22 protein-coding genes are annotated in these 23,027 nt (G+C 60.0%); 4 read left to right on the forward strand and 18 right to left on the reverse strand.

The window, feature by feature from the left end:
- Positions 1-18: 18 nt before the first annotated feature.
- From IP76_RS03910 to IP76_RS03920, 3 genes are all read right to left on the reverse strand, one after another.
- Positions 19-993, reverse strand: coding sequence for an efflux RND transporter periplasmic adaptor subunit (locus IP76_RS03910; protein ID WP_054156883.1), 975 nt, complete (start codon positions 991-993; stop codon positions 19-21).
- A gap of 14 nt (positions 994-1,007) precedes the next feature.
- Complete coding sequence (locus IP76_RS03915) at positions 1,008-1,208, reverse strand: DUF2892 domain-containing protein (RefSeq protein ID WP_054156884.1); 201 nt, start codon at positions 1,206-1,208, stop codon at positions 1,008-1,010.
- A gap of 123 nt (positions 1,209-1,331) precedes the next feature.
- Positions 1,332-1,649, reverse strand: coding sequence for a helix-turn-helix transcriptional regulator (locus IP76_RS03920; protein ID WP_054156885.1), 318 nt, complete (start codon positions 1,647-1,649; stop codon positions 1,332-1,334).
- A gap of 128 nt (positions 1,650-1,777) precedes the next feature.
- Between IP76_RS03920 and IP76_RS03925 the strand changes: the two genes are divergently transcribed.
- The 4 genes from IP76_RS03925 to IP76_RS03940 all read left to right on the forward strand — a co-directional run bounded on the left by IP76_RS03925 (position 1,778) and on the right by IP76_RS03940 (position 4,158).
- Positions 1,778-2,110 carry a TIGR01244 family sulfur transferase gene (locus IP76_RS03925; protein WP_054156886.1) on the forward strand — a complete coding sequence of 111 codons (333 nt, stop codon included), beginning with the start codon at positions 1,778-1,780 and terminating at the stop codon, positions 2,108-2,110.
- A gap of 88 nt (positions 2,111-2,198) precedes the next feature.
- A complete protein-coding gene (locus tag IP76_RS03930; RefSeq protein WP_054156887.1) occupies positions 2,199-3,122 on the forward strand; it encodes a hypothetical protein in 924 nt (307 codons plus the stop codon).
- Between the two features lie 150 nt (positions 3,123-3,272).
- Entirely contained in the window at positions 3,273-3,743 is a 471-nt protein-coding gene (locus IP76_RS03935) for a chemotaxis protein CheW (RefSeq protein WP_054156888.1), read from the forward strand.
- A 181-nt stretch (positions 3,744-3,924) separates the two neighbouring features.
- On the forward strand, positions 3,925-4,158 hold the full coding sequence (locus tag IP76_RS03940; protein ID WP_082352397.1) for a hypothetical protein: 234 nt from the start codon (positions 3,925-3,927) through the stop codon (positions 4,156-4,158).
- Between the two features lie 11 nt (positions 4,159-4,169).
- Here the strand turns inward: IP76_RS03940 and IP76_RS03945 are convergent, their stop codons facing one another.
- The 15 genes from IP76_RS03945 to IP76_RS04015 form a co-directional block, all read right to left on the reverse strand.
- On the reverse strand, positions 4,170-5,258 hold the full coding sequence (locus IP76_RS03945; RefSeq protein WP_245281379.1) for an alginate lyase family protein: 1,089 nt from the start codon (positions 5,256-5,258) through the stop codon (positions 4,170-4,172).
- A 3-nt stretch (positions 5,259-5,261) separates the two neighbouring features.
- Entirely contained in the window at positions 5,262-8,006 is a 2,745-nt protein-coding gene (locus IP76_RS03950) for a tetratricopeptide repeat protein (protein ID WP_054156890.1), read from the reverse strand.
- A gap of 29 nt (positions 8,007-8,035) precedes the next feature.
- The gene (locus IP76_RS03955; protein ID WP_054156891.1) at positions 8,036-8,671 is read right to left on the reverse strand and encodes an alginate O-acetyltransferase AlgF; all 636 of its coding nucleotides are present in this window, start codon (positions 8,669-8,671) and stop codon (positions 8,036-8,038) included.
- The gene (locus tag IP76_RS03960) at positions 8,668-10,038 is read right to left on the reverse strand and encodes an alginate biosynthesis protein (protein WP_054156892.1); all 1,371 of its coding nucleotides are present in this window, start codon (positions 10,036-10,038) and stop codon (positions 8,668-8,670) included. Before IP76_RS03960 ends, IP76_RS03955 begins: the two co-directional genes overlap by 4 nt.
- A complete protein-coding gene (locus tag IP76_RS03965; protein WP_156318463.1) occupies positions 10,035-10,778 on the reverse strand; it encodes a hypothetical protein in 744 nt (247 codons plus the stop codon). Before IP76_RS03965 ends, IP76_RS03960 begins: the two co-directional genes overlap by 4 nt.
- A gap of 34 nt (positions 10,779-10,812) precedes the next feature.
- Complete coding sequence (locus tag IP76_RS03970; RefSeq protein WP_054156894.1) at positions 10,813-11,943, reverse strand: alginate O-acetyltransferase; 1,131 nt, start codon at positions 11,941-11,943, stop codon at positions 10,813-10,815.
- Positions 11,944-11,956: 13 nt separating this feature from the next.
- Positions 11,957-13,405 carry an MBOAT family protein gene (locus IP76_RS03975; RefSeq protein WP_054156895.1) on the reverse strand — a complete coding sequence of 483 codons (1,449 nt, stop codon included), beginning with the start codon at positions 13,403-13,405 and terminating at the stop codon, positions 11,957-11,959.
- 4 nt (positions 13,406-13,409) lie between these two features.
- Positions 13,410-14,921: a right-handed parallel beta-helix repeat-containing protein gene (locus IP76_RS03980; RefSeq protein ID WP_054156896.1), complete on the reverse strand. Its 1,512-nt coding sequence runs from the start codon at positions 14,919-14,921 to the stop codon at positions 13,410-13,412.
- A gap of 9 nt (positions 14,922-14,930) precedes the next feature.
- Complete coding sequence (locus tag IP76_RS03985) at positions 14,931-16,346, reverse strand: sugar phosphate nucleotidyltransferase (RefSeq protein ID WP_054156897.1); 1,416 nt, start codon at positions 16,344-16,346, stop codon at positions 14,931-14,933.
- A 56-nt stretch (positions 16,347-16,402) separates the two neighbouring features.
- Positions 16,403-17,524, reverse strand: coding sequence for a hypothetical protein (locus IP76_RS03990; protein WP_054156898.1), 1,122 nt, complete (start codon positions 17,522-17,524; stop codon positions 16,403-16,405).
- A gap of 21 nt (positions 17,525-17,545) precedes the next feature.
- Positions 17,546-19,024, reverse strand: a complete 1,479-nt coding sequence (locus IP76_RS03995; protein ID WP_054156899.1) for a glycosyltransferase — start codon at positions 19,022-19,024, stop codon at positions 17,546-17,548.
- An 11-nt stretch (positions 19,025-19,035) separates the two neighbouring features.
- Positions 19,036-20,355, reverse strand: coding sequence for a nucleotide sugar dehydrogenase (locus tag IP76_RS04000; protein WP_054156900.1), 1,320 nt, complete (start codon positions 20,353-20,355; stop codon positions 19,036-19,038).
- A gap of 241 nt (positions 20,356-20,596) precedes the next feature.
- The gene (locus IP76_RS04005) at positions 20,597-21,241 is read right to left on the reverse strand and encodes a response regulator transcription factor (protein ID WP_054156901.1); all 645 of its coding nucleotides are present in this window, start codon (positions 21,239-21,241) and stop codon (positions 20,597-20,599) included.
- Positions 21,242-21,652: 411 nt separating this feature from the next.
- On the reverse strand, positions 21,653-22,384 hold the full coding sequence (locus IP76_RS04010) for a ParA family protein (RefSeq protein WP_054156902.1): 732 nt from the start codon (positions 22,382-22,384) through the stop codon (positions 21,653-21,655).
- A gap of 157 nt (positions 22,385-22,541) precedes the next feature.
- Positions 22,542-23,024 (reverse strand): GNAT family N-acetyltransferase, encoded by a 483-nt coding sequence (locus IP76_RS04015; protein WP_054156903.1) that lies wholly within the window; start codon positions 23,022-23,024, stop codon positions 22,542-22,544.
- Positions 23,025-23,027 lie beyond the last annotated feature (3 nt).

The following is a 23,027-nucleotide window of genomic DNA, read 5'->3' on the forward strand; positions in this document are numbered from 1 at the left end:
TGGTCTTGTCGTCGCGGCTCATGGCGTCACCACGATGTCGCCGGCGGCAAGGCCGGTCAGGATCTCGACCTGTGTTTTTCCGTTGAGCTTGCGTTTCTCGCCGGTGACAACGGTCCGCTGTACGGTCGCCTCACCTTCGCGCAGAGTAAGGAAGTCGACGCCGGCCTTGCTGGTCAGGGCGTTTTCTGGAACCAGCAATGCCTGCCGCTTGCCAATCGGCACGTCCACGGGGACGCGGGCGGCGACATAGCGGGTATCCAGCCCTTCGACTTCGACATCGGCCGTTACCCGCCCACCTTCAATCGAGGGATAAACCTTGGCAAGGCGACCTGTCAGGGCGTCTCCAGCCGTTCCGATGCTGATTGATGCGCCTTCGACAAGACTTGCGGCATGGCGTTCGGGGATGGCCAGACGGAGGAAGAAACCACCACCGGCGATGGTCGCGATCGTTTCGCCGCCCATTACCACCGACTGGCGGGTGACCGGGACCGAGATGATGCGGCCATCGGCCGGAGACAGCACAGCCCCTTCTTTCGCTTGCTGCAGGAGAAGGGAGCGCTGAGCCTCGGCCGCGCCGATCTGGTTTGTCGTGACGTCGCGCTGGGTGCGCAACTGGTCCAGACGCTGGGCTGTAATCGAGCCGCTGCGCAATAGGCGCTCGGCGCGGTCCAGTTCGACATCGACATCCCGCAGCGACGCCTGGAGGCCCAATAGCTGGGCCTCCACGGCCTGGACCTGGAAGTCGATCTTGTCGTCTTTGATCCGGGCTATGATGTCGCCGGCCTTCACCTGATCGCCTTCCGTGACGGCCAACTCGATCACGGTTCCACCGATCCGGGCCCGTGCTGCAACGCTGTTGCGGGGCTGGATCTGGCCGTAGACGGCCTTGGTTTCTGCAATCTCGACCGGAGCCACCACAATCTCGGCTGCATGAGCCGCAGACAAAGCCATGGTGGTCGTGGCGAGGAGCAGCGTGATCAGGGACCTGTTCATCTTGTCTGTGTCCTTCAGAAAGCGCTGCCCGACCGCAGGCCGAGCTTGCGGAAAACAATGGCCGCCGGGCAGAAGCCGGTGAACGCCGACTGGATCAAGTTGAACCCGATAAAAGCGGTGAGCCAGACGAAACCGGGATGAACGAAGTGGGTGAGAAGCAGGGACAGGAAAATCATGACGCCTGCAAAGATGAGGATCGCGCGGTCGAGAGACATGGGTTTCTCCTAAACATTCATATCTACGATATTATGTATATACTAGATCCACGAAAGTCAAGCCGCTGGACAACCGCGTCTTCGAAGGGGGCTGTGGTCGATTATAGTGCTGTCAGGCCGCGCTCAGGCGGCGCATTCACTCGACTGGCAAAAGTTGGCGTAGAGCGTGGCGATGACGGCGCGCGCTGGCTCACTTTCGATCCGATACCAGATGGTCTGGCCATCGCGCCGTCCGGAAATCACCTTCTCACGCCGCAAAAGCGCGAGATGCTGCGAGACCGTGCTGTCCCGGATTCCGAGAAATTCTGCCAGCTGGCCGACTGAGTGTTCGCCGTCCGACAGGCGGCAGAGGATCAGCAGGCGATAGCGATTTGACAGCGATTTCAACAGTTCGCTTGCCAGATCGGCGCCGGCTTTCATTGCTTCAGGATCTATCTTCATACATACGAATGTATCGGTGCCTGAACTGATTTTCAAGTCGCCGGGGTCTCTTGAAAAAATATGTGATTAATAGTATATACGAAATAACGTAGATTTATTTCCATTTTCAACCTGGAGGTTGTTTCGCCATGAGCATTCGCAGCATCGATCAGAATTTTCATGTCACGGGACAGCTTTCTCCGAGCCACCTCCAGCAGGTGGCGGAAGCGGGCTATAGGACTGTGGTCTGCATGCGACCTGACAATGAGGGGTTTGAGCAGCCGCGTTTTGATGACATGGAGAAGGCCGGCTCCGCTCTGGGGATCGAGTTCATCCATATTCCGGTCATCCCCGGCGAGGTTTCGCTTGATCAGGCTCGCAAGCTGAAGGACGTGCTTTCTGCCAAGGATGGTCCGGTTCTGGCTTACTGCGCCTCCGGCCAGCGCTGTGCGGCCGTCTATCAGATGACCGGCCTGGTCTGATGTCTTGCCAAGACTGAATCGCGAAATTTTGCACTCGACATAGGGTGCACTTTCCCCTTCATACGACACTAGGTTGTTGGAGGAGCGCATGGCGGATCCCAATGCAGTGCCGGAGGTTCTTTCGGCGCGATCGCGATTGCTCCATTCAAGTGTCGAGCAGCATGGGGAACACCCTCTCTGGCTTCGCGCTGCACGGTTGATCGAGCAGCCGAATTTTTCGCAGGTTGTCTTCGACTATTGCCGCAGCATGACGGGAGCGCAGGCTCATGCGTGGCCGAGCAACAAGATTTTTGCGCAGAAATTCCGCTATATCACCTGCTATACGCTGGTTGCCATGCATGCCCAATATCTGTCCGGGATCGCACCACCGCCCACGATGAAGAGCCTTCAGGCCGCTGTCCCCAGCAGCCCGCGGCAAGTGAGTGAGCTCATCTCGGGCTTGCGGGCCGGTGGCTATGTCCGTGCCGTCCAGAACAACAGGGATCTGCGAACGCTCCGACTTCAGCCATCAGATCTGCTGATTGCGGAAGTCGCGCGCTCGCCGCTTGCATTCCTTGAGGCGGCGGGGCAACTGGACGGGGTCAGCGCTTCCTCGGCGCAGCGATTGCGTCAGGATACGGTGACACTCGCCCGATGCCTGGCCGCAGCCCAGAAGGCCTTTGTGGAAGCCGACATCTATCTTGCGCCGTTTCGTATCGTCTCTGAGTTTACCGACCATGACAGCGGCTATCTGGTTCTGTGCGCCGTCATCGGCGCCTCTCTCGCCAGTCATGCCGAAGACGGTGCCTGGGATCTACCCCTGACCTACCAGTCCTTGGCCATGCGTTTCCAGGTTTCCCGCCAGCATATCGGCAATCTGTTGAAACGGGCTGCCGAGCGCGACTTGTTTTTAATTCGTGCTGGTCGGGTGGATACGATCGACCCGGATCTCGTCTGGGAATTTCAGACTTGGTGCGCAGGACAGATTGCTCTTTACGCGAGCCTTGCGGAGCAAAACCTCGGCAATTCCTAAGGCCCAGCATATCCAGTGGATATGCGTAGTTGTTTTAGAGATTCTTTAATTGCCCGCGGATAGAATCACCGTACCGGTTCAACAGATGGCGGGTGCAGACAGACTGCACCCCACAGAGGGTGAGCGGCTTGCTCACGGGAGAGACTGCGGATGAATTCCCATTCAAATGCTGCGGATGCACTCGAAATCATCGCTTTCCGGCTTCATCAGCAGGAATTCTGCGTGAAGACCACGTCGATCCGCGAAATTCGCGGTTGGGCTCCGGTCACGCCCATTCCGCATTCGCCTTATGAAGTGCTGGGCGTCATGAACCTGCGTGGAACGGTCATCCCGATCGTCGATCTCGCGGTCAAGCTCGGCATGCCGGCCGCTCAGGCGACCGAGCGCAGCGCCGTAGTGGTCACCGAGGTCAACGGCATGACGGTTGGTCTTCTGGTAGATGGCGTTTCCGATATCCTCACCGTCGCTGGAAGCACATTGCAGCCTTTGCCTGCGGCAACCGGTTCGAGTGCAGCATTCTCGGATGGTATCATTGCCCACGAGAAGAGCATGATCTGCTTCCTCAGCCTGGAACGCATGTTCGGCGAAGATGATCCTGCCTCCTGGGGCATGGCTGCCTGATGCGAAGGGCGCGGCTGACACTTAGCCGCGCATTTGACTTGTCTCGCTCATCCTTTGTTCAACATGAGCAAAGACAGTCCGGCCCTCGGATGCAACGTTCACGCGAAATTGTGACTCCTTTAAGTCTTTGCCGCCAGAAATGGCGGCAATTCGCTTTTAAAAACGTAGTTTTCGGACCATCATGATCTTGGAGGATCCCGAGGTGCCGCAGCCAAACAATACTACTCTGACGGACGACCTGTTGAGCCGTCTGCAAGACGCCCTTGCCGGAACGCACGGGCGCGCGCTGGAATGGGATTCCGTGAAGGCGCTTGTCTCCCTCGAAGTGTCAGATTGGAAAGAAGATCAAGGCATCGCGCGCGCGCCGCGCAACGTGCCGCTGATCGGCCACAAGATCCGCCTTACCTCAGAGTAAACATCGCCCGCTCAGTTGCTGGCGGAGATGGTGCAGCTTACCTGTCGATTGGCGTAGAGATCGGTGAGATTGCCGCCGAGCTTGGAGTTGGACAGATCCCGGTATGCCGCGAACTGTCGCTCGAACATCTCGTCGCCGGTCAGGGCCACATAGGGCTCCATCCACGCGAGCGCTGACAGGTTCTCCTTGATGCCCGGTTTCACCGTCTGACTGCGACCATTGATCTTCTGGACGATTGTCGGATCCTTGACGGCTCTCACCGAGAACCTCGCCATGGTCGCGAGCTTGTCAAAGTCGGCTCCCCCCTTGCCATAACCCTGGTCACACAGGCGCGCCACCGAGGTCATCAGCGGCGACATGGCGTGAAGCTGGTAGTGCAGGGCGTATTGCTTGCGGTTCATTTCCAGCGGCAGGCTGCCATTGGCAGACGCACCTTCGATCATTGTGCGGTTGCTCAGGATCGCCCATTCGACGAATTCCCTGTTCTTGGTGAGGTTGCCGACTTCTCCGACGGCAAGGCTTGCCCAGGCGCGAAGATTGTTGCGGCTTGCGCCCTCAGTCGCCTCGTTGTCGAAGAAGTAGACGGTCTCCTTCGCACGGCGGCTCAGCCAGTTCTCAATCACCTTCTGCTTGATCTCGAGGCCCGGGACCGTGTTGCGGACCTCGGCATAGGCGATGGCAATGCCGCCGATCCGCGAGGGCACTGCCAGCTTGGCATTGAAGGTCCGCATATCATTCAAGGCATCGGCGGAGGCCCATTTATGCACGGCGTCGATGACGCAGCGCTGATGGGCACGCTTGATGGTCGGATCATCCTTGGCTGATGCGCGGGTGACCTCGCGCGACAGATTCTGAATGAACTTGTCGATCGGCTTCAGGGCTTTGGTGACCGCGGCATCGGACTCCTCGTCGAGATCCGTTCTTGCCTTGGAAGCCGCCTCGTAGCGGCTGCCGAAACCGAGGCTCATGACCGGCTGCGGAACCGTGAAGCACACGTCTGACGCCGCTTCGGCCTCTCGGGTGGCCAGGGGCGTGAGGGACAGGGCGAGGACTGTGCCGAGGACGATGCCGCAGCCTTTTCTGGTCATGGATAGGGGCAAGGATCAGCCCTCCGTTTTTGCGGTGTTGAGCTTCAGGATCGCGGTGGCGGCCGGGTATCCGGCCTTTGCAGCCTCCGCCATCCAGTGTTGTGCCGCATCCAGCCGTGGTTCGGTGCCAGAGCCAAAGGCATAGGATTGCGACAGGAGATACATGGCTTCCCCATCGCCCGCTTCGGCGGACTTCTTCAGCCATTCGAAGGCTTGCTCGGCGGATGCCTTGGCATCGGTTTCGCCACGCATCAGCTTGGCCAATTCGCGCATGGCCACCGGCTGTCCGACGGCTGCCGCCTGCTGGTAGAGATCACGAATGTCGATCTGCTGCGAGACGGCCTGGCGGATCTGCGGATCCATTTTGCCAAGCATCACGAGTTTCTGCGGTACATCCTTGATATCGGATATGCGCACCAGTTCGGTGAACATCGCAGAGGCTTTCGCGAGATCGAATTCCGGAGAGGTTTCATCGGCATAGGTGGCAATCAAGCGATAGTATGCGGCAGGTTCGCCGGCATCCTTCGCCTCGGCATAGAGCTTGGAAGCTATCTTGCGGCCTTGCTCGGTCTTCATCGAGGCATAGGTGTCGGCGATCTTCACCTTGCGCCAGCCGTCGTCGCTGGCAATGTTGGCTGCGATAGACAGCCAGCGTTCCGCATCCTGCTTACGATGTTTCAGGGCATAGTCGGCGAGCGCCATCGTGTCGTCATAGTCGCAACGCTGGGCACTGATGGCGCGCTGGTAGTAGAGGCCCTTTTCCGTCTCATCAGTGCTCTGTTCCGCCAGAAGAAGCTGTGCCGTCATGTCACCCCGTTCCTGCATCACTGGCCGATAGGTTGTAACCGGGGACGGGATGCTGGTGTCGTTCGCGTCGATTTCCATCAGCAGCTGGACTGCGCGTCCGGCGCCACCCTCGGCGAGAGGGACGAGGATTTCCTTCGCCAAGACCATGCTGTCGTGATCTCCCGCATAGTTCTTCACCAGAAAGTGGGCAAAGCTCAGGCCGGCATCGACGGTGAGTGCATCACTTGTCAGGTGAATGCTGCGGCGCGCCTTGTCGAGCGCACCGCGCTCGACGTTCTGCTTGAATTCGATCAGCATGCCCTCGACCGTCGCGCCGCGTCGCAGCTGCGCGCGCTGGTCCCAGAAGCGGAGAACCTGATCGGAGTAACCGGCCGTTTTCAGGTAGCGCTGGTAAAGCGCAAGGGCGCTTGCACGACCGTAGAGGGCCTGCGTTTGAATGGCCGCGATAAGGTAGGGGTCGTTGAGCTCGGGCAGCTTATCGATCTGCTCCGGATCGAGGTCCAGCGTCTTGTTCCCGGCGCCGGCCTCCACATCCCCCCAGTAAGCCGCGGCAGCGAAGTCAGGACCGGAAGGATCGACGCAGAGATGTACTTTCTGCAGCTTGGCGATTGCGTTGATTTCACCGTTGATGTGGATCGCTCGAGCGAGGAGGTCGGTTGCGCGCGTCACCGTGGACGGTTCGAGATCATGTCTCAACAGCAGCTCGGCCAAATCGATACCGCCTTCGATGTCACCGCCTGCCACTGCCTTCTCAAGCAGGCTGCGGACCTCGGGTGAGGGGTTCCAGATGCCGCTCTTGGCCTGAACAAGGCGAGCCAGTCGTGTGAAGGCGAAGGATGGCGGATCCTTCGCTTCCGTCAAACGCCGCAACACGTCTTCATAAGACTGGAGGTCGGCGGCCGATGTATCCTTGGTTTCTTCGAGAAGCTGCGCCTGTTTGACGAGGCCTGCCTGGTTGCCCAAATCCTCGGCCTGACGGTAAAGGGCCAATGCCCTGTCCCGGTCACGCGGGACCAGCGCGCCTTCTGCATAGAGGCGTCCCAGTTCGAGAATGGCCGACATGTTGCCGCCATCCGCAGCCATGGTGAGGTACTTGACCAGGACTGCATTGTCCTTCTCGACGGTCTCGCTGAGAAGGTTGAGTTCGGCAACCTTCCAGGCTGCAGTTGAATCGCCAAGGTCTGCGGCGAAACGATACCAGGCCTGGGTAAGGTTATAATCCTGCACGACGACGCTGCCGTCTTCATATTCACGGGCGATCCGGCTCATCCGGTCGCAGATACCTTCATCGAGGACGCCAACAAGGGCCCCGAATGCCATGTTGACGGCGAGGTCCGGCTGGATCCGCCAGCCGTCGACCGTCTCACCGTCATTGGTGAGGCGCGCGAGATCGAGGATCGCATCGGCGCTGCCGCCATAGGCAGCTTCCACCTTCAGCTTCAGGCCGCGTGCCCGGTCGGCCTCGATGCCCTTGCCATCGATCAGGTAATCGGCAAGCGTGTTGAGTGCGCCTGCCGCATGGCCGCCGGCTGCGAGAAGGCTCGCCACCATGCCATCCTGGCGCACTTTTTCGCTTTCACCCTTGGCCAGCATCAGCTTGACCTGGTCGAACAGTGCCGCCTTGTCATCGTAGTCCGCCTTGACTGTCGGCAAGAGCGCACGGATACGGTTGATGACAGGCTCGAAACGGCGAGCGTCAAGATCGCGCATTCGGTTCATGTCTCGGGTGATCGCATAGACCTTGCGGTCCGGCAGGGCTTTCTGGTCCCAAGCCGTCCATTCCGCGATCATGTCTTCATCGCGGATGCGCGGCGTGCAGCTCCCGGCTTTTGGCAGCTGGATGTTCGGCGGCTGAAAGCGGACATTGATAGGCTCGGCCCGGCCGGGCGTTCCGGTGGCTACCGTCATCACGCCTGCCAGCAGCAGCGATTTGGCAATATGTGAAATCGTCATGGGGGTCACCTCCGGAGGCTCAATGGGACTTAGCGGGCGATGGTGCTGGAGACGGCGACGGCGCTGACGTCATTGCCGGTGCCGGTCACGATCACCGTGACGCCGGCGAGGCGCTTGAATTCCACCTTGTCGAGCTTGGCCAGTTCGGCATCGCCTTCGCGGACCACGAGATCGACATTGAGGGGTGCTCTCAGCGCGACTGACTTCGATCCGCCGCTTCCAACGTCGGACAGCGCATCCGCGCCGGCCTGGGGAACGAAGAGATCGAGATCGGCGCGTTCAGTCAGGTTGTAGAGGGTCAATGTGGCCTTGGCGGGGTTTTTGGTCATGTCATCCTCGATGGTGACCATTTTCCCATCCGCAAGCACGGCCGAATAGAACTTTCCGGCTTCAGCCGCCACCTTGCCTTCGCCGGTGCCAGCGGAGACCGAGATTTCACCTGGTGCGACGGCAACATAAGGGGAGACGCCCGATTTCAACTGGTCGAATGCGCTGCTGTTGACCGAGGCCGTGGAGGACTTCGGTGCAATCACCCGCACAAAGGCTGAATTGGGATCGAGCGGCTTTTCATAGAGACCGCCATCGTCTGCCATGGTGATTGTCGAAAGGGGCAAAAGGGCGAGGAGGCTCATGGCGGACAGTGTGAGCAGGTTCGTCGTCTTCATGATTGTTCTCCAGTCTTGGTTTTGCAGATGGACAGGGTTGTCGTTTCGTCGACAGCGGCGTCGAACGAGACGGAGACCTTGCCGAACGAGCCGGCGGGGAAGCCGCCGAGCGAGAGGAAATAGCGGCCGGTGCTGCGCAGACGGTCACCGCGTTCGACCGAGCGCACGCGGTTCTGGCCGTCGGTGCCTGTGAATGTGAACTGCGCCTTGCGGCTGATGTCACGGCCGATATCAGCCAACAGTACGTCGCCGGGTGAGAGCTTGATCGATGCGAGATCCGCCTCGACGGTACGATCGTCCTTGCGGGTGGCCGCAACGCTTGTCGTGCACTCACCGCCCGCTGCCGCGAGCACTTCCTGCCAGGGCGCATCGCCGTACTGGCCGAGATTGTTGTAGATCGGGTTTTCCCAGATCAAGAAGCGCGGCCGGCTTTCCTGAAACTCGCGAGAGGTAATGTAAGAGAGGATCGAGCCGAACTGGTTACCACCCGAGATCGAGTAGTTCTCGACCGGCACCCCGGTGCGATATTGCAGGAAGTCGGCGAAGTTGCTGATTGGCTTGTCGGAGTAACTGGTGCCGATCAATGCGGTCGTTGCGTGTTCCGCCGCTCCAAAGATGTCCAGACCCCCACCGCCTGCTGCGGCATCTTCCTGGCGCACGGCCCGATAGGCTTTGGCTGTCACCGGAGGCACATTCTTCAGGCAGTGCTTCTGCAGCAAGTCGCGCATGCTGGACGATTCACGGTCCGGTATGACCTCTTCCATCTCGTAGCGAACGGGGGTGATGTCTTCATAGGCAGGCAGGGTCTTAAGCCTGTCGCCGATTGCCTTTGCCGCGACATCCGCACCGTGTGCAGTCCAGTGGAAGTCGGCCTTGAAGAAAGAATAGTCGCCGGAGGGGCTACGATTGTCGCTGCGCATGGGCGTGGCGATGTCGACTGCGACGACGCCCTTCTTCTCCAGTCGTCTGACGACATCGTCATAGACTTGGGATGCGATACCGGCATCGAAGCCGTAAAGCGCTGCACGCTCCGGCACAAGATCGGGATGCACCTGGGACTTGGTGGGCAGCGGGACATAAACGAGCGTGGTTCCATGGGCTGCAAGTGCCTTCGACATTGCGGCCAGACGCTCGACGGTCTGGTCGGTAAAGGCGTGCTGAAGGCGTAGATCCGCAAGGATGCGGAAGAACATGCCGTCCTTGCCTTCGATCATCTGCAGTTCGGCTATGTCTTCGAGAGCATGGCAACCGAAGCCGGAGGGGCCTTCATTGGGCTCTTCAGCGCTGACTGGGGCGCTTGACAGGCCGGCCAATACGAGGGCGATGGCGGTGGTCGATACGAGAGCTTGGCTGGGTCGGCAGGTCATTGTTGAACCTCCGCTTGGGGCTGGGTTTGCAGGGTTTGCATCTGCGCAAGGAGATTGTGGGCCGCCGCCTGCATGCCGAGGCTGCCCTTGTCGCGAGCGATCGCCAGATAGCGTCCGGCCTTTTCGCGGTCTTCGGCTGAGGCGTCGGGGTCGGAAAGCAAGGTGATGGCCATTCCGTAAGCGATCTGGCCACTCGCGGCGCCGCCGGCTGCGAGCAGTTTTTCGAACCGTTCCGGCTTACTGCCGAAGGGATGCCCCTTGGTGTAAAGGCCGAGCAGGCCGTCGACGGCGAGCGCATTGCCCTTGGCGGCCTGTCGCGTCAGGGCCGCTTCTGCGGCGGCGAGATGAGAGGGCGACAACTGCAGATCCGGTTGCTCCAGGATGCGCAACATATTGCGCACCGCATAGCCGCGGTTGTCAGTCACGGCGAGAGTGAAGTAATGCAACGCGTGGGTCGCCAGTTCCGGCTTCTGTTTTGCGGATATGCGTTCTGCAAGCCTGAAGGCCGCAACCCCATCGCCGCTGTCTGCGAGCCTCTGCAGTGTCCCGTACTCCACGCTCTTGCCGGCGAACATGCGTTCCCTGGCTTCCTGCAACTCAGGCGGCAAGTGCGAGGCGGCTCCCTGTTTTCCGGACTTCTTGGCCTTGGGCGCATTGGGATCTACCGGCGGTGCATTGCGCTGCTCGAGCCATTTGGCGAAGTGCGGGGGCCGGGCGGCGGCGGGAACCGCCGTCGCCAAGACGAGAGCAGACAGGCAGAGGGTCAGCGTTTGCTTACGCATTGTGGTGCCCGCCCTCCGGTTCGCTGGTTACGCGCTTCCAAAGGGTCTTGGTGCCGAGAAAGCGCACCGGAAACTCCCAGACCACGACGCTTGGCTTGCTTTCGTCGAGCACGCCGCCTTCCAGGAGGTCCAGCATCGGCACGCCGGGACCAAGGCCCTCCTTGGCAACATTGACGACGTCGGTCGAGAGGCTTTCCCTGAGGAAATCGACGAAGGACCAGTTTTCATTGGCGCTGTAGCTGGTACCGACCAGCATGACAGGTGCGCCTGCACTGTCGCCGAAGAGATCTGCGCCCGCGTCCGGGCTCTCGGCCGTCGTGCGATAGATCGGCAGGTTTTCCTGGGTCAGCCCGGCTGCCGGTGCATATTCGGGCGACGTTACGTAGCGGGTGAGATCGCCCCAGATCGAGACCGGGGTCTGCCACTGCGCAGTCACCTGTTGCTGGGGCAGGGTTAGGCCAGCAGCCTGCAGTGTGCTCTGGATGGCGGCGGCGGTCGCCTTGGCTCCATGGGGCGTCCAGTGTGTATCGGATTTGAGGAAGACCGGGTCGAAAGGCTTGGCCTGAACCAGCGCCGTGCGTGTATCCGCGACGGTGAGCCCCTTATCGCGAAGGGCAGAGGAAAAGGCCTCGTAGGCATCCGCCATCGCGCTGCTTTGCAGGCTACCCGGCAGTTCTTCGGCATAGATGTCAGACTTTGCCGGAAGGGGCGCGACGACGAGGGTAATGCCGCGCTCCGCCAGTTGCTTGCGAATGCCGTCGATCCGTTCGACGGCATCCGAGATGTCAGCCTGCGAGACCTTTTTGAACTCTTCTGTGGTGAAGAACCAGTGGTCGTCACCGATGACCACGCCCTTTCGGCCCGCGCCAAGAACCGCGTAGCGGGCGTTTCCGAACACCCCGACGGAGGGCTCCCGATGCGGCAATTCTTTCTTGTAGAGGGCGTCCAAGTCGCGGGTTGCTTCGCCGTCGATCACATAGGACAGCGAAAGGTTCTTGTTTTCGGCCGCGTGTGCATCCGTGGCCGTGGACGAGATCAGCAACGTCGAGTTCGCATAGAGGGCGTAGCCGAAGAAGATCGTTGGGACGAGCAGCGTTGCGGTATGTTGGCGTATCGTGGCCATGTCGTTGCTCCTGTCAGAACTGGAAGTAGAGGAAGGGTGAAGCGGACTGTTCGGAGAGCCGTGCCACGGTCACAACGAGCAGCAGCCCCATGACGAGCGGCAGCGTGAGTGACGGCTTGGCGACTGCAGTTCCCGTGCCGTTGAATTCGAGGCCGTGGACCGCCGGCGAGATTTCCGCATCGGCGAACTTCTTGAAGACCGGCTCTGCAAAGACGGCTGCAATTGCGACCATCATGAAGACCAGGTTTTCTCTGGTAACGTTGGCGAGGAACTCGATCCCAGGGGTGACGCCATTCAGGCCGAGCATGCCGCCGTAGATGGTGAAGGCCTCGTGGACATTGGCAGCGCGGAACATGACCCAGCCAATCAGCACCAGGATGAGGGTGAGGGGAATCGCAAGGATGTTCGTTGCGGAAGTCTTCGCCCAGCCGGTGTAACGTTCGGCAGCGAGCAGGCCGCCATGCCATGCGCCCCAAAGGACATAGGTCCAGTTTGCACCGTGCCACAGGCCGCCGAGCAACATGACTAGGAAGAGGTTGAGGTAGGTGCGCAGCGGACCTTTGCGGTTGCCGCCAAGCGGAATGTAAAGGTAGTCGCGCAGCCAGGTGGAGAGGCTGATGTGCCAGCGCTGCCAGAAGTCGGTGATCGACCGGCTGAGGTAGGGCATGTTGAAGTTGGCCTTGAAGCGGAAGCCCATCATCAGTGCCAGGCCGATGGCCATGTCGGAATAGCCGGAGAAGTCGAAGTAGAGCTGGAGCATATAGGCGATCGCGCCGAGCCAGGATTCGACCATGGTCGGATTGGCAAGCGAGAACACCTGATCGGCGACCGGTGCCACAGTGTCTGCGATCAGCACCTTCTTGGCGAGGCCGATGGTGAAGATGTAAAGACCCGAGGTGAAGATCGGCAGGGAATGTTCGCGTTTGGCGAACTGGTCGGTGAGGTCACGGAAGCGGAGAACCGGGCCGGCGATCATGTGCGGGAAGAGCGCCATGAAGGCAGCAAAGTCGACGAAGCTGCGCGTGGCCGGCGTGTCCTTGCGGTAGACGTCGACGATATAGCCGATGGCGTGGAAGACGTAAAAGGACACGCCGATCGGCAGGATCAGCTGCCAATGGTAGCCGAGTTGATCCGGTGTGGTGCCGAGGAGTGCGGCAAAGCTGTCCATGAAGAAGTTCAGGTATTTGAAGATACCCAGCACGATCAGGCAGCCGGTGACGCCAATGACCAGCGTCGTCTTGGCACGTGCCTGACCTTCCCATCTGTCGATGAGCAGGCCGCAGCCATAGGCCCAGGCCGTCACCGCGATGAACAGCAGAAGATAGTCGGCCCGCCACCAGCAATAGAAGATGTAGGAGCCGATCATGATCGTCCATGATCGCAGTCGCTCTGGAGTGAGATAATAGGCCACTAGGAAAAGCGGCAGGAACAAGAAGATAAAAGTCTCGGATGAAAAGACCATGGTTTCAACTCCGGGGCTCGCAATCGGCGGAGTTTCCCGCGCCGGATGGGTTGATCGTGAAGGTGGGGCCGCTGCCGTCCAGTCTGCCGGCCGAAGCCTGGAGAAGGTGGGCAGTATGGGCAGACAGCTCGCCGTCGAGAATGACGGGGGACTGTCGGGAGAAATCATTGCCGCTCAGCTCGAGCCGGCTGATGGTGGCGCCGTCGATGCCTGAGAGATTGGAAGAGAAGGAATTGTTCGCAAGCTGAAGGCTCGCGCCAGCGCTTTGGTCGAGCACGGAGATTCCCGCGCCGGCATTGCCGACGAGAGAATTGTGCGAAAGCGATAGCCTGTCGCTCGCCCTGACCTTGATGCCGACCTGGGCATTGGTGAGCGCAATGTTTGAGGAAATGTCGACGCAGCGGCCTTCGACGATCGAGATCGCACCGCGGCCGTTGCCGGAGAGGATATTGCCGGCAATCTTGATGTCGCTCACCTCATTGGCAAGAAAGATGCCGGTGCCCCGACTGTCGAGGATGACATTGCCGTTGATGTCGATGTCACTCGACCGGTTCTGGATGTCGATGGCCTGGGCTTTGTGAGTGTTCGTAACCACATTGCCCAGGATCTGGCCCCGAGTGACGCCCTTCAAGGCGATTGCGGGGCCATCCGTTTCATCAAAGCGATTGTCTGCGACTAGAACATCTGCCGTGTTGAAGAAGGACAGGGAGGAGATCCCTGCGAAAATGCTACTGGTCACATGCGAGCGCAGGCGTGCCGGATAGAGCGGGGCACCGCTGATGCTGATGCCGCCGGTGGCGCCAACGCCACCATAGCCGAGATTTGAGAAGCTCGATGACTGCGCTTGAAGGGCACCAGTCCTGACGGTGGTGACGAAGGGACGGAAGGCATTGAGGCGGGAATTGCGTTCGGCTGTTCCAGAAATTGCTGCGTGATCAAGGGTGATCAGCCCCGAATTCGCAACGAAGGCACCATCCGCTGTCGAGAGCAGCAGGCGGTCACCCTCTGCAAGAACAAGGGCTGCATCCTGCCAGATGACGATCGGTACCCGGACGAGAATGCCGTCGGCACGACGTTCGACTGCGCCGGACTTGAGTTCGCCGGCCCGGTCCGCGAGTTCCTGAAGGCTGATTGAGCCTGCGCTGATGAAGATCGCTTCCGTTTCTGAGCCGGCAATTGCGTTTTCCATGCTGGCGTCGAAACCGGCGCCGGCCTGCAGCCGCAATTGTGCGAGCATGAAGTCGGCGGGGATCATGTCGAGCGTGGCTTTTCCCGCGAGCTGGTCGAGGGCCGGCACGGGCCGGTCCTGCGGCAGCACGGCGACTGCAAGCGGACCGACCAGAAGATCCCGTGCATCCGGCAACCGCGTGTTCGCCGGCTGAAGGCGCCGACCGAGTGCGGTGACGGCATCGGTCAGCTGCGCGACGCTCTGGTCGCCCGTCTCGGCAGCATTTGCCTGGAGCGGCATCGAGACCGAAGCCGCCAGGACGACGAGGAGGGGAAGAGCCTTGCGCATGGTTTACCCTTAGCTGTTGACCAGTTGGAGGGCGTCGAGGGCGGTTGCGACCGACTTGAAGGCCGCATCGCAGACGACTTCGACGATCTGCATTTCGGATTCCGGGCTGCAGTAGATGACGGCTCCCTCATTGGCTGCGACTTCGAAGGTCTCTCCGATCCGGAGTGGCCTGGTCAGTGTCTCGGTCTTGAGCAGACCGGCGCCTTTGGTCACCGTCATCATGCGATGCAGCGTCTGGTCCTGGGCGACAGGCAACATCATGCCCGGACGCAAGGTCATGCTGCGCAACTCGTAGCCGGGCCCACTCTGGATCCGCTTGACTTCGCCCCAAGCCATCTGGTTGCGCATATGTTGCGACAGTTCGCGGCGCTTGATTGTTTCCAGCTTCTTGACGATCTGCTTGACCTGCTGGGCCTGGTCCCGCGTGGTCACCAGGAGTGCATCGTCCGTATCGACAATGACGACATCGTCGAGACCGACGACAGCGATCAGCTTGTGGGTGGAGCGGACGTAGGAATTGCGGGTATCGATCGAGATGACGTCACCGCTCAGCACATTGCCTTCCTCGTCCTTCTCAGCGATGTGGTGCAGCGCATTCCAGGCGCCGACATCGCTCCATGCGACGGTAAGGGGGGAGATGACGGTGGTCGGCGAGCGTTCGAAGACGATGGATTCCGTCGGCAGGTTGGCGGCCGGCTGCAGGGCTTCTGCAGAGAGGTAAAGCGCGTGGTCGGTCTCAAGTCCGCGTGCGACGGCAAGCGTGACCGCATCAAATGTTTGCTCGTCCAGGCGGCGGAATTCCTCGATCAGCACATCGGCCCGGAAGAGGCTGATGCCGGATGCCCAAAACGCGGTGCCAGCCTCGATGAGTGCCATTGCCACGTCCAGTGGCGGCTTCTCAACGAAACGGGAGACCTTTCGGGCGCAAGGCAATGCCTCGATTTCACCGCCATCGACGATGTAGCCGTAACCTGTCTCTGGGTATTCCGGCGGTACGCCGAAGAGCACGATGTGGCCTGCCTCTGCCGCCGAACGTGCCGATACGATGTCGGCAGCAAGGTCACCCTTGACGATATGATCCGATGGGATGACGCAGATCAGGGAGGCGGGATCCGTCTTTGCCAGCATCAGCGCTGCTGCAAGTACGGCCGGGCCGGTATTGCGGGAGATCGGTTCAGCGATGATGCGGGCGGGGCAACGGATCTCGTCGAGCTGCTGGAGGACGGTCGCGACATGGGTGCTGCTGACCGAAACAAGCGGATCGGCAAAGCCCGGGGCCCTGTAGCGCTCGACGGTTGCGTGGAAGAAAGTTGTCTCGGAGTTGCCGTCAATACGCTGGAACTGCTTGGGGTGTTCTGTACGCGATAGCGGCCAGAGACGTGTGCCAATGCCTCCGCAGAGGATAAGAGGATGAATGTCCTGCATGACTGCTCCAGTCGGATCTTGAGATTGCGTGTGCGGGATCATCTGCTTCGGCCTCCTCAGCCGGCCGCTCCAGAGCGGAACCAGGTGTCGAGTTTCTGGCGGACCGCGAAAATCTGCCGGTTGATGATCCGAACCGTGACCGGGGAACCGATGGCGGCCTTGCCGATTTCGGCCTTGGGCGCGATCAGGGCACGCATATCGCCTTCATTGTTGGCCGATGTCAGCGAACCCGAGCCATCGGCGAGCCAGCCATAGGCGACCATGCCATCGGCAAAGTGCAGTTCGGCGACATCGCCGGCGACAAGCGCCTTGGCCTGTTCTGCACTGACCACGGCCTCAACAACGGGCGCGCCGTTGGCCTTCAGGATTTCCACGACCGGCTCGCCGGCGAGGACAGTGGAGCCCTTGGTGGAGACGGGCAGGACCTGGCAATCGCAGGGCATGGTGATGTTAAGGGTTGTGCCGGAGACGGCCTGCAGCGTGTACAGGACCTCGCCTTCTCGAGCCTCAGGGTTGAGGTAGGAGATCTGGCCGCTTGCGACGGCACGCAGTGGATCGCCGCCGGCCGAGAGCGTGGCGAGCTGGGTGACGTCCTTGGAGAAGATCCGCTGGTAGATCAGGTTGGCAGCGATCCCGGCGAGCGCCAGACTAAGGGCTGCCGTTGCTGCGACCTTCAAGCCACGGCCGATGACGTCGCTCAGTGAACTCTGCGTGCCTGTTCGCTTGCTCGTGCCGGATGCCGAGCGTTCACGCAGGCTGATGATGCCATCGACAGAGGTGATGTCGCCGGCAATGTGGCTGTTCAGGAGGTAGCGGAGCGTCGGCAGGTGTTCGCCGGTCGGATCAAGGAAGGTGAGCCGCAATTCGCCGGTTTCGGCATCGAGGCGGCTGATATGGACGCCGGCATGGAGGGAGATCGCGTAGCCGCCAAAGTCGAAACGCAGAACCGCGATCCGTTCCTTGCCGTCCAGGTCGGGGCTGGAGAGGCCCGAAACATTGGCGGAAACGAGCGACAGGCTGCGACCGCTGAAATGGCGTCCGTCGATCATCGCGGAAAAGGGAATGCTCGTCTGCGGATGCTCGGTGCCATTGTCGAGCATGGGATTAGCCCGCGTATTGGAATGCGTGGCAAACGTGCCTGGAACGGTGTCGCGGGCGGGTTTCGTATCGGTGTCCATGGTCTCTAGTCCTTTTCGCGATCAGATGATGTTGCCGACATAGGCCACGCCGAGGATCAGCCATCCCAGCGCGAGGCAGTGCATGTAAGTGGAGCTGCGAGCGCGCCAGCGCTGGCGGAAGGGGAGGGGAGACCTCCCTGATCCGGCCGTGCTCTGGCGGGTCCATTTTTGCCGGTCGAGGCGGAAGAGGATGAAGCTTTTAACAACGGCGCCGGCGACCTGGCTGAAATAAAGCAGGAAGGGATAGGTGATCGGGAAGCTCTTGCCGCGGAAGGTCATGATCACGGTGCACAGGCTGTAGCGAGTGAACATGACCCAGGCGAAATAGATGGGCAGGATCCAGGGGCTGACGAACAGTGTGGCAAGCAGGATGCTCGCGGGACCCGCCAGCGTGGTCCAGATCGACAGCGCCTGATCGAGCAGCGACCACCAGGTGAAGTAGCCGATCTGGCGTCCCGGCAGTGACAGTGCACGGGCGTTCGTCCGCAGCATGTTGCCGAACCAGCGTGTCATCAGAACGGTTGCGGATTCGTAGAAGCCTGGTTTCGGCTGGGTCTCGATCGATACGCTGCACAGGTCCGGCAGGTAGAGCATCTTGTAACCGCGCTGCAGCAGCCAGAACCAGGTGGACTTGTCGTCGCCGGTGAGGAAGTGCACGCGCCCCAGGCGCCAGTGGTCGATGAAATCGCTGCGCACCAGTTCGACGAAGCCGGGATCGGTGGCGAGGCTCGCCCTGAAGATCGACATGCGACCAGTCAGGGTCAAAACGCGCTCACTCAGCGACATCGACGACATCATGACGTGACGCTGGGCAAAGCGAAGATCGAACCAGTCGCGGAACAGGCGGCCGCCTTCGGTGTCGCTCATTTCGTCCGTGGTTACGGCGCCGACCTTCGGATCGGTGAAGAAGGGCAGGCTGCGTTCGATAACGTCCGTGGGGACGCAGCTGTCACCATCAACAAAGAGGACGATGTCGTTGCGGCCCGGATTGAGCCTTGCGATCGATTGCAGCGAGGTTGCCAGCGCATCGCGCTTGCCGGTGCCGTCGATCTTGTCGATCTGGACCGATACCTGTGCCTCTCGGCCAGGGTGATCGAGCGCGACGGACGCCCTGACCCGGCGGATAAGTCGGGCGTCCGCCTCGTCGACGATTGACGCCACGATGGTGGCGCCACCGGCAGCACGGTAAGCAGCTTCGAAAATCGAGCGATAGACGCGGGTCGAGATTTCCGGGGCGATCTTGTAGGTGGTCACGAGGAAATAGGCGTGATCCTTGAGGCCGCGTGCTTTGTAGGCATGGGCGGCTGCATCCCGCCGTCTCGGATAGGCGAATCGAAGGTAATAAGCGGCGCGCGCCAGGTTGATGCCGGCCCAGCAATATCGCCAGCCTCCGATCAGCCCGATGGTGACGAGCGTGCCGGAGACGGCATCCACCTTGGCATGCGGTACGCTCAGCGCCAGGACGATCATGGCCAGGATATAGATGACATGGGCCAGCATCAGTTTCTCCTTTACCAGCAGATGCCCTGATAGGATCCAGACGAGCGGATGTCCGGGCGGATCCGAAGCAGGTCGACCATGGGGATCTTGTCGCTCGACTGATCGAGAACCGGCATCGCTTCGGCATAGTGATTGCCGACAAGGATGACGTCCGAATTGTCCATCAGGTCGCCGAGATCACCGACCAGACGGTTCTTGAGGTCGATTTCCGTGTCGTTGCCGCGTCCAGCACCTGTCATGCCCTCGGCATAGGCCTGGTGGACGAAGGGATCGTAGATCTTGAGGTCATAGCCCTTGGCGATCAGCCTGGAGGCAAGGTTGGCAAGCGGGCTCTCGCGCAGATCGTCCGTGCCGGTCTTGAAGGAAATGCCGACCATGCCGATGCTTTGGCCGCCCATCTGGGAAACCATGGTTTCGGCGCGGTCGATCTGGGCTTCGTTGGCTTCCAGCACCGCGTCGAGCAGCGCGCTTTCGACGTGCTTCTCACCGGCCAGATGGCGCAGCGCCCGCACGTCCTTCGGAAGGCAGGAGCCGCCGAAAGCGAAGCCAGGCCGCATGAAGTAAGGCGAGATGTTGACCTTGAGGTCGGAGCACAGGATCTTCATGACCTGCTGGCCATCGACACCGCAGGCCTTGGCAATGTTGCCAATCTCGTTGGCGAAGGTCACCTTGACGGCGCGCCAGGAATTGCTCGTGTACTTGATCATTTCGGCAGTCGCGAGCGGTACCGAATGGCAGGGGCAGGGCAGTCCGGCGTTCAGTTCGTGCAGGACGGCATCTGTGCGCTCGTCGATCGCGCCGAAGACGATGAGGCCTGGATCATAATAGTCCTCGATGGCCGTGCTTTCGCGCAGGAATTCCGGATAGTATCCGACGCCGAAGTCCTTGCCGGCGACGAGGCCAGATGCGGCTTCGAGGGCCGGAATGCAGACTGTGTCCATGCTGCCGGGGACGATCGTCGAGCGGACGACGACGGAATGGAAGGTTCCCTTGGCGGCGATGGCAACGCCGATCGCTTCGCAGGCCTTGGTCACGTAGGTAAGGCCGACCGAACCATCTGGTGCGCTCGGGGTTCCAACGCAGACGAAGGAGACTTCGGTGTTTGCAATCGCTTCGTTGATGTCGAGGGTGGCGCGCAGCTTGCCGCTGGCGACCGTCGTTGCAATAATGGCGTCGAGCCCCTTTTCGACGATCGGTGCGCGTCCCTGGTTGATTGCGTCGACCTTACCGGGGTCGATATCGACGGCGATCACCTCGTGGCCGTCCTTCGCCAGGCATGCCGCCGCAACGACGCCGACATACCCTATTCCAAACACGCTGATCCTGGCCATACTTCATGCCCTCTCGTTGTCGTCCGTCCCGTTCCGGGCGTCCGATGGTTAACGATTGTTAATCTGGGCTCTAGGATTGGCAGGTGTGGCAATCAGATCAAAGTCAGGAAAAATCGACTCTTGTCAGGATTTTCCTCTCTTTGTTTGAATAATTTTGACTCATTCCTGACATTTTTCGGAATTTTTCAAATAAAAAAGCCGCAACGTTTGTCGCGGCTTTGTCGTAATTATTTATTTTAGTCTAGTGTTGAAGCCATCCTACGCTCATGGCGTAGCTGACAATGTCAGATCTAGATCGGAGATCGAGTTTTTTTGTTGCCCTGTACTTATACGTCTCGACGGTCTTGGCGCTTAGCTGGTTTTCGGCAGCGATCTCTTTCATGGCCTTGCCGAGGGCCACATGCCGCAAAACAAGTTCTTCCTTGAGTGAGAGTTTTCGCTGGTCAGTTTCCGGCGGTTCCATGTTTCGATCAGTTGCGGCCAACACAGTTTCATCAATCACCATGTCACCGGCATGGATACTCTGGATCGCTCTCAAGAGTTTAGGGCTCGCAACGGCTTTCGTGACAACGCCACCATAGCCGCGCCCAAGATAGAATTGTCCGCAACGTAGATCGCGGCAGTCGCAATAGGCCAAGACCTTCACGCGATTCTTAAGTGTATCAAAATCTAGTCCGCAATCCTTCAGTTTGGTATCGAGGACTTCCGGGTCTGCGACCAGGACGTCGGGTTCAAGTCGCTCGACCATATCGTTCAGTGTCTGCTCCCGCCGGGAGGGGATTGTCGCCGCCATTCGGCGAGTGGAGTTGATCAGGAAGTTGAGCCCATCCACTAGGACTGGGTTGTCGTCGACGACGAGGACCCTGATCTTGTTAGCGCTTTCCATTGGTGCTCCAATCTGTCGACATTGCCGCAAATCTCCTGATTGGTTTTGAAGTCCGAGTGTTCAATGAGAACCTTCCCCGGATACTGGTTCATGTTCCGGGACAACTGTCAGAGTGTCAATATGTTGCGTTGCCGCGAAAATGCCCAACGAAATGTTGTCATGCAGCATGATCAAAACCACCTCATTTTAGAGGGTCTCTTCAGAACATATTCATGGTTTTCAATCGTTTAATTTTATGACGCTGCGCACGGAACGAAAATTGACGTGTGTCCTACGTCACAGTCTGTGTGTGCAAATCTGAGACGGATTGCTGAACATTCGCAATTTGAACCGCGGCTCGGTTCTCCAAAAAAGCATGCGGTCGATCGGAGCTATCGATCGACCGCATGTCGCTGGAGGCGTTGGGTAATGTCAGGCTGCGGCGGCCGTATCGAGCCGGTTTTCTCTGCGCAGGCTCATGCGGGCAGGCTCGACCGCCTGGCTGGCGGGCACAAGTGCCATCACTTCGTTGGCGTAGCGGCTGGCATTGTCGACCGCCTTGTCGAGATTGCTTACCCGCGCGGGGTCGAGCTTGCGCAACAGGCAGTTGAAGTCGAACATTTCGCGGAAGGCTGAGCGTTCGGCGATGGGGGTGTCGAAGACATGGATGTTCTGCTCCGACAGAAGCCGCTTTACGGCCTGCATCGAGCGGGTGGTGATCAACGGATTGACGCGTGAGAGAACGACCGAATGCGGCACGCGAATGCCGGCACTGCGGTCGAGATAGCGGATCAGATCCAGCACATGCGCGCCTCCTTGGGCATCCATGTGGCTGCCCTGTATGGGCACGATCACGTGGTTGGAGAAGCCGACAGCAGAGGCGAGCAGCGAGGACTGGATGCCGGGCATGTCGACGATGACATATTCGAACATCTTGCGCTTTTCGGTCATTGTGCGCTGCAGGGTCGCCGACGAGATGTAGGAATCGACGCTGAGGCCCGGCATGCCGCCCATCTGCTCAACCCAGCGGGCCAGCCAGCGCTGTGGATCGGCATCGAGAACGCAGACGCGGTAGCCGCGATGCAGCAGCTCGCTGGTGAGCAGAACCGCTGCCGTTGTCTTGCCGGCGCCACCCTTGGTGTTTGCAAATGTAATGACCGTCATCGGAAAAATCCTGCTGCGCATTCGAGCTCAAATCGCTCTGCCTGGCACGGTCATGGTGCAAACGAAGAATTAAAAAATATAGTTAACTTTGAATTAGCGTTTCCTATTCGCCGGTCCGATTTCTGGTGTCGAGCTGGTCGGTTATTGTGCAATGAGACTAACCGAGATCCCGCAGAATATGTCTGTAGATGCCGGGCGAGGAGCCCTCGATTTCGATGGCACCAACACTTTTGCGGTAGAACTCGATGGGGCCGGCACCGCCGATGACGGCATAGGCGTAACCCTGGTCCCGCATGTCGATGAGTGTCCGCACCAGGAGTGCCATGCCGATGCCACGGCCACGTGCCTTCTCGTCAACACCGGTCGGACCGAAAAAGCCTTTCATCGTGGCCTCATGGCAAGCGAAGCCGAGCAGGGTCTCACCCTGATGGGCGATGAAGCAGGTTGGCGGCTGCCGGCTGATCGCGACGGTCGCCTCTGAGGCCCAGCCTGCTCCGAAGCGGGGTCTGATCCAGTTGCAGATCGTTTCCAGTTCGGGTGCAAGCGCCCGGCGGATGATGATCCCCGCGTCCTCCAGATTTCGGTCGAGTACCGAATCGGCGGAAAGCTCATAGAGCTTGACCAGCATGTCTGCGGCCATGTC

Origin of the sequence: Rhizobium sp. AAP43 (genome assembly GCF_001296045.1) — a bacterium.
Classification (GTDB): Bacteria; Pseudomonadota; Alphaproteobacteria; order Rhizobiales; family Rhizobiaceae; genus Allorhizobium.

Bases quoted from the DNA above. Each gene is read 5' to 3' on its own strand.
- IP76_RS03935 (WP_054156888.1), top strand. From the start codon at position 3,273: ATGAATTCCCATTCAAATGCTGCGGATGCACTCGAAATCATCGCTTTC.
- IP76_RS03995 (WP_054156899.1), bottom strand. From the start codon at position 19,024: ATGCTGGCCCATGTCATCTATATCCTGGCCATGATCGTCCTGGCGCTG.
- IP76_RS03910 (WP_054156883.1), bottom strand. From the start codon at position 993: ATGAACAGGTCCCTGATCACGCTGCTCCTCGCCACGACCACCATGGCT.
- IP76_RS03960 (WP_054156892.1), bottom strand. From the start codon at position 10,038: ATGACCTGCCGACCCAGCCAAGCTCTCGTATCGACCACCGCCATCGCC.
- IP76_RS03920 (WP_054156885.1), bottom strand. From the start codon at position 1,649: ATGAAGATAGATCCTGAAGCAATGAAAGCCGGCGCCGATCTGGCAAGC.
- IP76_RS04010 (WP_054156902.1), bottom strand. From the start codon at position 22,384: ATGACGGTCATTACATTTGCAAACACCAAGGGTGGCGCCGGCAAGACA.
- IP76_RS04005 (WP_054156901.1), bottom strand. From the start codon at position 21,241: ATGGAAAGCGCTAACAAGATCAGGGTCCTCGTCGTCGACGACAACCCA.
- IP76_RS03985 (WP_054156897.1), bottom strand. From the start codon at position 16,346: ATGCAGGACATTCATCCTCTTATCCTCTGCGGAGGCATTGGCACACGT.
- IP76_RS04000 (WP_054156900.1), bottom strand. From the start codon at position 20,355: ATGGCCAGGATCAGCGTGTTTGGAATAGGGTATGTCGGCGTCGTTGCG.
- IP76_RS04015 (WP_054156903.1), bottom strand. From the start codon at position 23,024: ATGGCCGCAGACATGCTGGTCAAGCTCTATGAGCTTTCCGCCGATTCG.
- IP76_RS03925 (WP_054156886.1), top strand. From the start codon at position 1,778: ATGAGCATTCGCAGCATCGATCAGAATTTTCATGTCACGGGACAGCTT.
- IP76_RS03970 (WP_054156894.1), bottom strand. From the start codon at position 11,943: ATGGCCACGATACGCCAACATACCGCAACGCTGCTCGTCCCAACGATC.
- IP76_RS03950 (WP_054156890.1), bottom strand. From the start codon at position 8,006: ATGACGATTTCACATATTGCCAAATCGCTGCTGCTGGCAGGCGTGATG.
- IP76_RS03955 (WP_054156891.1), bottom strand. From the start codon at position 8,671: ATGAAGACGACGAACCTGCTCACACTGTCCGCCATGAGCCTCCTCGCC.
- IP76_RS03980 (WP_054156896.1), bottom strand. From the start codon at position 14,921: ATGCGCAAGGCTCTTCCCCTCCTCGTCGTCCTGGCGGCTTCGGTCTCG.
- IP76_RS03915 (WP_054156884.1), bottom strand. From the start codon at position 1,208: ATGTCTCTCGACCGCGCGATCCTCATCTTTGCAGGCGTCATGATTTTC.
- IP76_RS03940 (WP_082352397.1), top strand. From the start codon at position 3,925: ATGATCTTGGAGGATCCCGAGGTGCCGCAGCCAAACAATACTACTCTG.
- IP76_RS03930 (WP_054156887.1), top strand. From the start codon at position 2,199: ATGGCGGATCCCAATGCAGTGCCGGAGGTTCTTTCGGCGCGATCGCGA.
- IP76_RS03990 (WP_054156898.1), bottom strand. From the start codon at position 17,524: ATGGACACCGATACGAAACCCGCCCGCGACACCGTTCCAGGCACGTTT.
- IP76_RS03975 (WP_054156895.1), bottom strand. From the start codon at position 13,405: ATGGTCTTTTCATCCGAGACTTTTATCTTCTTGTTCCTGCCGCTTTTC.